Annotated in this window: 6 protein-coding genes and 1 tRNA gene; 5 read left to right on the top strand and 2 right to left on the bottom strand. The window is 71.6% G+C overall.

Annotated elements, in window-relative coordinates:
* The coding region (locus AB7U92_RS15635) for an FAD-dependent oxidoreductase (protein WP_428578686.1) at positions 1 to 906 on the top strand (906 nt) is incomplete at its 5' end.
* Positions 907 to 1072: 166 nt separating this feature from the next.
* Complete coding sequence (locus AB7U92_RS15630; RefSeq protein ID WP_428578684.1) at positions 1073 to 4273, top strand: ATP-binding protein; 3201 nt, start codon at positions 1073 to 1075, stop codon at positions 4271 to 4273.
* On the opposite strand, the gene AB7U92_RS15625 is transcribed toward AB7U92_RS15630, so the two are convergent.
* Positions 4274 to 5926, bottom strand: a complete 1653-nt coding sequence (locus tag AB7U92_RS15625; RefSeq protein WP_428578681.1) for an FAD-dependent oxidoreductase — start codon at positions 5924 to 5926, stop codon at positions 4274 to 4276.
* 220 nt (positions 5927 to 6146) lie between these two features.
* Here AB7U92_RS15625 and AB7U92_RS15620 point away from each other — a divergent pair, with 220 nt between their 5' ends.
* Positions 6147 to 7724, top strand: coding sequence for a hypothetical protein (locus AB7U92_RS15620; RefSeq protein ID WP_428578678.1), 1578 nt, complete (start codon positions 6147 to 6149; stop codon positions 7722 to 7724).
* Between the two features lie 7 nt (positions 7725 to 7731).
* Here the strand turns inward: AB7U92_RS15620 and AB7U92_RS15615 are convergent.
* Positions 7732 to 7806: transfer RNA gene (locus AB7U92_RS15615), tRNA-Arg, on the bottom strand.
* Positions 7807 to 7972: 166 nt separating this feature from the next.
* Between AB7U92_RS15615 and AB7U92_RS15610 the strand changes: the two genes are divergently transcribed.
* Both AB7U92_RS15610 and AB7U92_RS15605 read left to right on the top strand, forming a co-directional pair.
* On the top strand, positions 7973 to 8515 hold the full coding sequence (locus tag AB7U92_RS15610) for a c-type cytochrome (protein WP_428578675.1): 543 nt from the start codon (positions 7973 to 7975) through the stop codon (positions 8513 to 8515).
* Positions 8516 to 8652: 137 nt separating this feature from the next.
* The coding region (locus tag AB7U92_RS15605; protein WP_428578673.1) for a DUF3455 domain-containing protein at positions 8653 to 8942 on the top strand (290 nt) is incomplete at its 3' end.

The raw sequence follows: 8942 nt of genomic DNA, 5'->3' as shown, positions 1-8942 counted from the left end.
CCGGCCGGCGCGGCCGCGGCGGTGTATGCCGCGCGCAAGGGCATCAGCACGGGCATCGTCGCCGAACGCTTCGGCGGCCAGACGCTGGACACGCTGGGCATCGAGAACTACATCTCGGTGCTCGAGACGCAGGGCCCGAAGTTCGCCGCGGCGCTGGAGGCGCACGCGCGCCACTACGACGTGGACATCATGAACGGCCAGCGCGTCGAGAAGCTCGAGCCTTCGCTGCAGCCCGGCGGCATCACCACGCTCACGCTGTCCAACGGCCCGCAGCTGCAGGGCAGGACGGTGATCTTGTCCACCGGCGCGCGCTGGCGCAATGTCAACGTGCCCGGCGAGGCCGAGTACAAGAACAAGGGCGTGGCCTACTGCCCGCACTGCGACGGCCCGCTGTTCAAGGGCAAGAAGGTGGCGGTGATCGGCGGCGGCAACTCCGGCGTCGAGGCGGCGATCGACCTGGCCGGCGTGGTCGAGCACGTCACGCTGATCGAGTTCGCCGAGGCGCTGAAGGCCGACGCGGTGCTGGTGAACAAGCTCAAGAGCCTGCCCAACGTGGCCATCCACGTGAATGCACAGACCACCGAGATCACCGGCGACGGCCAGAAGGTGAACGGCCTGCGCTACAAGGATCGCGCCACCGGCGCCGAGCACGCCATCGAACTGGCCGGCGTGTTCGTGCAGATCGGCCTGGTGCCCAACACCGAGTGGCTCAAGGGCACGGTGGAGCTGTCGCGCTACGGCGAGATCGTGGTCGACGCCAAGGGCGCGACCAGCGTGCCGGGTGTGTTCGCCGCCGGCGACGCGACGACGACGCCCTACAAGCAGATCGTCATCGCCGCGGGCGAAGGCGCGAAGGCGGCGCTGTCGGCCTTCGACCACCTGATCCGGCACGGCACGGCGGCCTGAGCCAGCGGCTTGTCGATCCGGCGCTCGCGCGCCGGGGCATGCCTTACAGTCGCGCAGCCGGCGCATCGGCTTCGTCCACGCCAGCGGGGCGAGCCCCGTCGGCATGCACGAAGGGGGGGCAAGCACCGTGGCAGAGCGGGCATCCTGGCGCGCAGACGGGCACGTGGTGCTCCGGCGCGAGACGCTGAAGTCGCTGCGGCGGCTGCGCGGCCAGTCGCAGGAGCAGGTGGCGCTGGAATGCGCCGAGCGCGGTCTGTGCGTCTCGATCGCCTCGCTCAAGCGCGCAGAGCGCAGTGCCAGCGTGCTCTACCGCACCGCCCGGGACCTGGCACGCTTCTACGACGTCGAGCTGGCGGCGCTCATCGAGCCCCAGGAGTCCGCCGCACAGCAGCCGCCGCCAGCGGCAGCGCCGGGCGCGCCGACGGCCAGCCGTCGCACGCTGGTCGCCTTGCAGTGCCGCATGGTTGGCGACATGCCCGAAGGCGACTGGCTGGCCCGCGAAGTCGAAGACGCGGCCCGGCTCTTCGACGCGGGCGTCGAGACCGTTGGCGCCGGCGAGATGCGACTGCTGTTCGGCCTGCAGGCCGTCACCGGCAAGGAGATCGGGCGCGCCCTCGCCTGTGCGTTTCGCCTTCAATCGCGGACCGAGCACGGCGCGGGGCGCCGCGCAGCGCTGGCCTGCGCGCTGGCCTGGATCGAGCAGGGGAAGGACGGCGACGCCGAGCTCACGCTCGATCGTCTGGCCGCGGCAGCCCCCGGCGGCGCCGTGCTGGCCACGAGCGCGCTGCGCCGCAGTGCGCCAGCCCACTATCGCTTCGAGCCTTTCGACCCTTCGCAGCCCGTCGAAGGCGGCTGCTGGCGCGCGCAACCGGACCCCGATGCGGACGGCGCGCGGCTCGCGCTGGTGGGCCGTCGCGTGGAGGTGCAGCAGTTCCGCGCCGCGCTGGAGTCGGTGCAGGCCTACGGCGACCCGCAGGTGGTCGGGCTGCGGGGCGTCGCGGGGATCGGCAAGTCGCGCCTGCTGGAGGAGTTCGCCCGCCTCGCCACGCTGGAGGGGTTCGAGTGCCATGTCCTCACGTCGCTCGAGCTCGGTGCGGGCGGGCGCAGCCAGTTGCCCGCCGAGCTGGCCCGGCGACTGCTCGGCACCGGCCCGCAAGACGGTCCGGCGGTGCTGGAGGCACGCCTGGCCGAGGCCTCGGACGTGCTGGCGCCGGGCGAACTGGCGTTGATGCGCGGGCTGCTCCAGCTGCCCCTGCCGGTCGACGATGCGCGGCTGATCGACCTGATGCAGCACGAGACGCGCATCGAGGCGCAGGCCGGCGCCCTCGCCGCCCTGGCCGCCCAGCGCAGCGCGACGTCGCCGCTGATGCTGGCCGTCGAGGACGTGCACTGGTCGGGCGAGCAGGAGCAGCAGCTGCTCGCGGCCGTGCTGTCGCGGCAGACCGGTCCGGTGCTGTGGGTGCTGACCGCGCGGCCCGGCGAACGCGCGCTGCATGCCTTGCTGCAGCACGCTCCTGCCGAGACATCGGCGCTGGTGCTCGAACTCGCCCCGTTGCCCGAACCCGACGCCCGCGCGCTGGCCGACCAGATCGTTGGCGCTGACGGTGCCGAGCGACAGGTCTGCCTCGATCGGGCCCAGGGGCACCCTCTGCTGCTCGAGTCGCTGCTGCGCGACGGCTCGCACGGGCCTGCCCATGCCGGGCTGCCGCGCACGGTGCAGTTGCTTGCGCAGTCGCGCCTGGACCAGCTCGAGGAAGCCGACCGGCAGGCGGTGCGCGCCGCTGCCGTGCTCGGCGCACAGTTCGAGCTCGAGGCCCTGCGTGCGCTGATCTCGCAGCCCGACTACTCGCCCGAGCCGCTGCTGCGCAGCTTCCTCGTGCGCCGGCGCGGCGCGCGCCTGGCCTTCTGCCACGCACTGATCCACGAAGGCATCTACGAGTCGCTGCTCCCGGCCGCGCGCTCCGCACTGCACGCGGGCTGCGCGCAGTGGTTTGCCGGCCGCGATGGCGTGCTGCAGGCCCATCACCTGCTGCGTGCCGAAGCGGCCGACGCCCCGGATGCGGCTCGCGCCGCCGCACACCAGCTCATCGAGCGCTACCAGTTCGGCGAGGCCATCGGCCTGCTCGATGCTGCACTGGCCGCAGCCCCACACGACCCGCTGCGCTTCGAGTTGCTGATGCTGCGCGCCACGGCCTGCATGAAGGGCGGCGACGTGGCCGCCTCGGTGCAGGCCTGCGAAGCGGCGGCAGGGGCCGCGCCGGACCGCCGCGCCCGGTGCGACGCCCTGATCGAGCGGGCCCTCGGGCTGAACACGCTGGAGCGCATCGCCGAGGCGGAAGACGCGCTCGATGAAGCCGGCGCGATCGCCGCGCAGCTCGACCTGCCGGTGCAGGCTTCGCGCGTTCACTACTTGCGCGGCAACTTCCACTTTCCGCGCGGCGACGCGGCGTTCTGCCACGAGCAGCACCGGCTGGCCCTGCAGCACGCCCGCCGCGCAGGCAACGCCGAGCTGGAGGCGCGTGCCTGCAGCGGCCTGGGGGACGCCGCCTATGCCCAGGGCCGCCTGTACAGCGCCTACACGCACTTCTCCGACTGCCTGGCGCTGTGCCGCGCGCACGGACTGCTTCACGTGCAGGCGGCCAACCTCTTCATGCTCGGCACGGTGCGCATCTACCAGAACGAGAATCTGCTCGCGCTGGACAACGCCGAGCAGTCCGTGGCACTGGCCGAGCGCGTCGGCCACCGGCGGGCCCAGGTGGTCTCGCACCTGACCGCCGGCTGGGTGCTGCTGGACCTGCTCGAGCTCGAACGCGCCTCGTCGCACATCGAGCGCGGACTGGCGCTGGCGGAGTCGATCGGCGCGCGCCGATTCGTGCCCTTTCTGCGAGAGAGCCTGGCACGGCTGCAGCATCTGCGCGGCGAGCCCGCCGCGGCGCGGGCCAGCATCGTGCTCGCGTGCGAGGAAGTCGATTCGCTGGGGCTGCGCGCCTTCATCGGCCCCTGGCTGCTCGGCACCCGCGCGCTGCTCGCCGCGACGGCGCAGGAGTGTGATCAAGGCCTGCGGCTGGGCGAGTCCTGGCTCGACGAGGGGTGCATCGGTCACAACCACTTCCGCTTTGCCGCGGCGGCCATCGCGGCGACGCTGGCCCGTGGCGACACCGGCGCGGCACTGCACCACGCGCGTCGCCTGGCCGACTACACGCGCGACGAGCCCACGCCCTGGTCGCGACTGCACATCGAGTGGGCCGAGGCGGCGGCCGAGCCGGTGGCGGCCGCGCGGGCGCAGCGCCTGGCCCGGCTGGCCGATGCCGCGGCGGCCGCGGGGCTGCGCGCGCTGCTACCGCACCTGCAGCGCTGCGCCGGCTGATCAGCAGGCGCAGCGCTCCGGCAGCATCCACGCCGCCAGGTCGCGCGCCTGCCGCCAGCACTCCTCGTGCAGGCCGGCGCCGCGACTCCAGCCGCCGGTGAAGTACAGCGGCGCCTGCGCCGAGCCCGCGAGCTGCCCGTGGTACGTCCGCAGTGTCTTCTGCGCCTCGAAGCCAGCGCGATCGAGCACGTTGTGCCGGAACCAGGCCACGGCCTGGTCCGCATCCCGCTCGGCGCCCAGGCTCCCCTCGCGGCCACGCGCGAGGGCGCCACGACTCAGCCCCCGGCGCTGCGCCTCGTCCAGTTCCGGCAACGCACTCCAGCGCAGGATGAACTCCGGCGGCACCGGCCGCTGCGGGTTGAGCGTGACGAAGAAGGGCGGCACGCCGGCACGGTCGTAGCGGGTGTCGTGCGCGTCGTTCTGGTGGCGGTTGCACACGTAGGTGATGCTGTAAGGCTGCAGCCCGCAGCCCTCGCGGATCAGGATGTTGTAGGCGCGCCAGAGCGCGGGCGCGGGCGGCAGCACACCGCTCCAGGTGTGCGCCACGGCCACGCTGCGCGAGTAACGCACGCGCTCGAGCACCTTGCCGCGCAGCAGGTTTTCCTGCGCCCGCAGTGCCGGCGCCTCGCCGAAGTGCAGCAGGTCCGCTGCCTCGTCGGCGTGCGTGGCGACGATGCAGCGGTCGAAGCATCCGGTCTGCAGGTCGCCGGCCCCTGCGCGCGAGACCACCTCGAAGCCGTCCGGGGCCACCGTGACCCTGGCCTCGCGCCCCGTCTGGATCGAGACCGAGATGCCGCTGGCCTCGTCGTTCAGCTCGACGAGCCAGTCCGCGAGCCGTTCCAGCCACGCTTGCGAGCCGCTGCCGAAGTAGCGACGGCGCGGCTTGCGCGCGTGCCCGCCGGACTGCCCTTCCTGGGTGCGGTAGTAGCAGAACGGCACGGCCAGCGGGATCTCGAGCGGTCCGCGCTCGTCGGCAAAGTACATGGCGGACATGCGCGGCAGGAAGAATTCGTCGCGCAGGCGTGTCACCAGCCGGCTGAGTCGGCACACGAACGCGGGGTCGGCCCATTGCGCCGGCGTCGGCCAGCTCTCGTCGGGGTCGTGCAGCATCTGGAAGGGCCGTTCGATGCAATCCGTGAAGAAGCGACCGACCGTCATGTCCAGGTCGGGGTCGTCCTGGTCGCCGATGATCCGGTTGGCCGTGGCGACGATGAGCGCCTGCAGGCGCGGCAGGTCACCGCCCTCGAGCCGCGCGAAGTCGAAGTCCTCATGGCGGGTGCCAGCCTGCAGTTCGCCGTCGAGCGTGAATCGCACCCGGCCGTCCGGCATGTAGTAGCACTCGGAGTTCTCGAGTTCGCTCAGCTCGTCGTAGCCGACCCGGGCCATGGCTTCGGCCACGAGCGGATACGCGTCGAGGTTCAGATCGTTCACGCCAAGGTCGACGAAGCGCAGCAGCTGCGCCTCACCCTGCGGCAGCCGGCCCAGGCTGCACCAGCCGCTGACGGCGTTGCCGCCAACATCGGCGCACTTCTCGAACAGCGTCACGCGCAGCGGCTGCCGCTGCGCGATGGCGCGCTGCGTCAGTTCGTAGACCGCGGACAGGCCGGAGACCCCGCCTCCGATCACGGCGATCCTCAGTGGCGCATCGTTCATGTCGTTCTCCTCTGACAGCTGCTGCGGCGTGACGTCGCCGGCATGCCCAATCTAGCCGGCGAGCGGCGCCGAGGCACGGGGCGCCTGCAACTGATCCCGTACTGATCCCGCGATGATCCTCCACTGGACTCGAACGAAGTGCCCTGGCTGACGACGATGAAGCCATGCCGGATGAAGCGGATGTCCCGCCGAGACGGCAGCGCTCACCAGGAGATTCGCCATGACCACCGCTTCGAACCCGACCCGCATCTTCACCGTCGGCACCCTCGCCTTTGCCGCCTTGCTGACCGCCTGCGGAGGTGGCGGCGGTGACGGTGGCACCGGGCCCGCGCCCGTCACGCGCGCCTCGGTCGACAAGGAGACCATTCAGAGCATCCAGGGCGACGCGGTCGACGGCGCGCCCGGCCGGGGCTACGTGCACGTCTGCCCCGGGCTGAACGACGACGGCCGCCCGCGCAACCTGCTCATCGTGGTGCGCGGCTTCGCGCCGCAGGACACCGACCGCGAGCCGGCCGCCGGCGAGCTCGACAGCACGTGCGACGCCCAGGGCAACGGCAACGACCACCACACGCTGGTGGTTCGCTACCGCAACGGCGCCGACCTCATCCAGCGCAACGCCGGCTTCGTGCGCGCCGTCATCGAATGGGCCATCGACCGCTACGAACTGACGGCCGCCGACCGCATCGCGCTGCAGGGCATCAGCATGGGCGGCGTGGTCACGCGCTACGCGCTTCAATCGATGGAGGCCGCGGGCCGGCCGCACCTGGTCGACCTGTGGCTGTCGGTCGACGCACCTCAGCGCGGTGCCTACATCCCGATCGGCATGCAGTTCCTGGCCGACCTGTACAAGGACCGCGGCGGCGCGCAGGCGCTGGCCGTGGCCGACACGCCGGCCGCCCGCCAGATGCTGACGCACCACTACCGCCAGGGCGCCTCGACGCAGACCTGGACTGCGGACCACAAACGGCTGTACGTGGACGAGCTGAACGGCACGCTCGGCGGTTTTCCCAAGGCGGCGGGGCTGCGGCGCGTGGGCATCTCCAGCGGCCGGCTGGGCGAGGCGCTGCAGGATCCGAAGCCGGGCCAGCGCTACGTGGCCGGGCGGCTGCAGGTGTTCAGCGGCAGCGTGCCGGTGAGCTACCGGCAGGAGAACGCCTTCTGCTCCGCCAGCGTCAGTCTCAATCTGCCCATCGTGAGCACGCTGGTGCTGGAGGCCTTCCCGCTCGGGCTGCAGGCCAACCAGAAATCGCTGGTGGCGCGGTCGAACGTCGAGACCAAGGTGGCCGGCTACGACGTGGACACCCAGGTGAGCGACCTCACCAGCTACATCAATGCGCGCGTGTCGATCACCGGCCTGCTCGGACTGTGCGAGACCTTCGCCGCAACGGCCAAGGCGGCCATCGTCAAGCAGGCCGTCGACGCGGCGGTGGCCGCCGGGGAGAAGGAGGCCGCCCCCTACACCGCAACCTACGAGAAGAGCTTCGAGGCCTACGGCGACGGCATCCAGTCGGAAGGCGCACCTGGCGGCCGCAGCAACTACATCGACCAGCTGCGCGATGCGCTCACGCAGGCCGGCTTCTCGTCGGAAGCGGGCGTGACCGGCGGCGGCACGCACATGTTCGTCTCGGTCGCCAGTGCGTTGAACATCGCCACGCCGACCGGCCGCATGGACGCGACGGCGTTGCAGGCGAGCAGCCCGTTCGATCAGGTGTACGTGGAAAGCGCGAGCAACCTCGATCACCTGAGCTCGACCAGCGGCTACTTCGCCAAGGAAGTGGATGAGCTGTTCAAGCGCTAGGCGGGAGTGGCGCGACCGGCAGGAATCGAACCTGCGACGTAGCCTTCGGAGGGCTGCATGATATCCACTTCACCACGGTCGCACGCGGGAGCGGCGGATTCTACGCCGCACTCGCCGGGGGCGGCCGGGCGGGCGGGCCCGCCCCGGCCCGGCCCTCTATAATTTGCGGGTTTTTGCTTGCGCAGCGTCAAGGTGCTGCGCGGGCAGCGGACCGACATCCCCCGATCAGCCCCGACACCGAGGAATTCATGAGCGACTCCCACGACCAGAGCGGCCCGCACGAAGGCCCGATCAAGACGCCCAAGCAACTTGTCCTCGCGGTGCTGTTCTCGTTCATCATCCCGATCTTCCTGATCGTGCTGCTGGTCAAGTACGTCGTCACCGACCACCGCGACGCCGCCGGCAGCGAAGGGCTGGGCCCGGAAGCCGTCGCCCAGCGCATCCAGCCGATCGGAGCGATCGAGGTGAAGGACGCCTCCGACGTGGGATCGCTGAAGACCGGCGAGCAGGTCTACGCCGCCCAGTGCACGGCCTGCCACGCCAGCGGCGCGGCCGGCGCGCCCAAGACCGGCGACACCGCCGCCTGGGCGCCGCGCATCGCCACCGGCTACGAGGCGCTGCTGACCTCGGCCCTGAAGGGCAAGGGCGCGATGGGCGCGCAGGGCGGCGGCGACTTCAGCGACTTCGAGATCGCCCGCGCCGTGGTCTACCTGGCCAACAAGGGCGGCGCGACTTTCGCCGAGCCCAAGGCGCCGGCGGCAGCGGCCTCCGCTGCATCGGCCGCGAACTGAGCCTTCCCGCTCCCGACGAAGCCGGCCCGAGGGCCGGCTTTTTTGCTGGGCGCGTGCATCCGGTGGGCAGCGGGCGGCGTATCGGAAGGTCGGGGCCACCGAGCCTCGAGTCGAAACCACACCCTCCGGAGCACCCCATGACCCGAACCCTTGCCCTGCCGGGCCTTGCCGTCCTGATCTCCGCCTGCGCCTCGCAGACTGCGATGAAGCCGGTGGACAACGCCATGTTGCCGGAGGCCGTGCGCGCGCCCGTCGGGCTGAAACAGACCCTGGCCACCACCGGCGTCGGCGAGATCACCTACGAGTGCCGCGAGAAGAAGGACATGGCCGGGGCCCACGAGTGGGTGTTCGTGGCCCCGGTAGCCACGCTGTACTCGATGGATCGCAAGCCGGTCGGCAAGTACTACGCCGGCCCGACCTGGGAAGC

This window comes from Piscinibacter sp., assembly GCF_050175855.1.
GTDB lineage: Bacteria > Pseudomonadota > Gammaproteobacteria > Burkholderiales > Burkholderiaceae_C > Piscinibacter.
This window is presented reverse-complemented; position numbering and strand designations above follow the sequence as displayed.

Excerpts from the sequence above, each read along its gene's own strand:
- AB7U92_RS15610 (WP_428578675.1), top strand. The coding sequence starts at position 7,973 with ATGAGCGACTCCCACGACCAGAGCGGCCCGCACGAAGGCCCGATCAAG.
- AB7U92_RS15620 (WP_428578678.1), top strand. The coding sequence starts at position 6,147 with ATGACCACCGCTTCGAACCCGACCCGCATCTTCACCGTCGGCACCCTC.
- AB7U92_RS15625 (WP_428578681.1), bottom strand. The coding sequence starts at position 5,926 with ATGAACGATGCGCCACTGAGGATCGCCGTGATCGGAGGCGGGGTCTCC.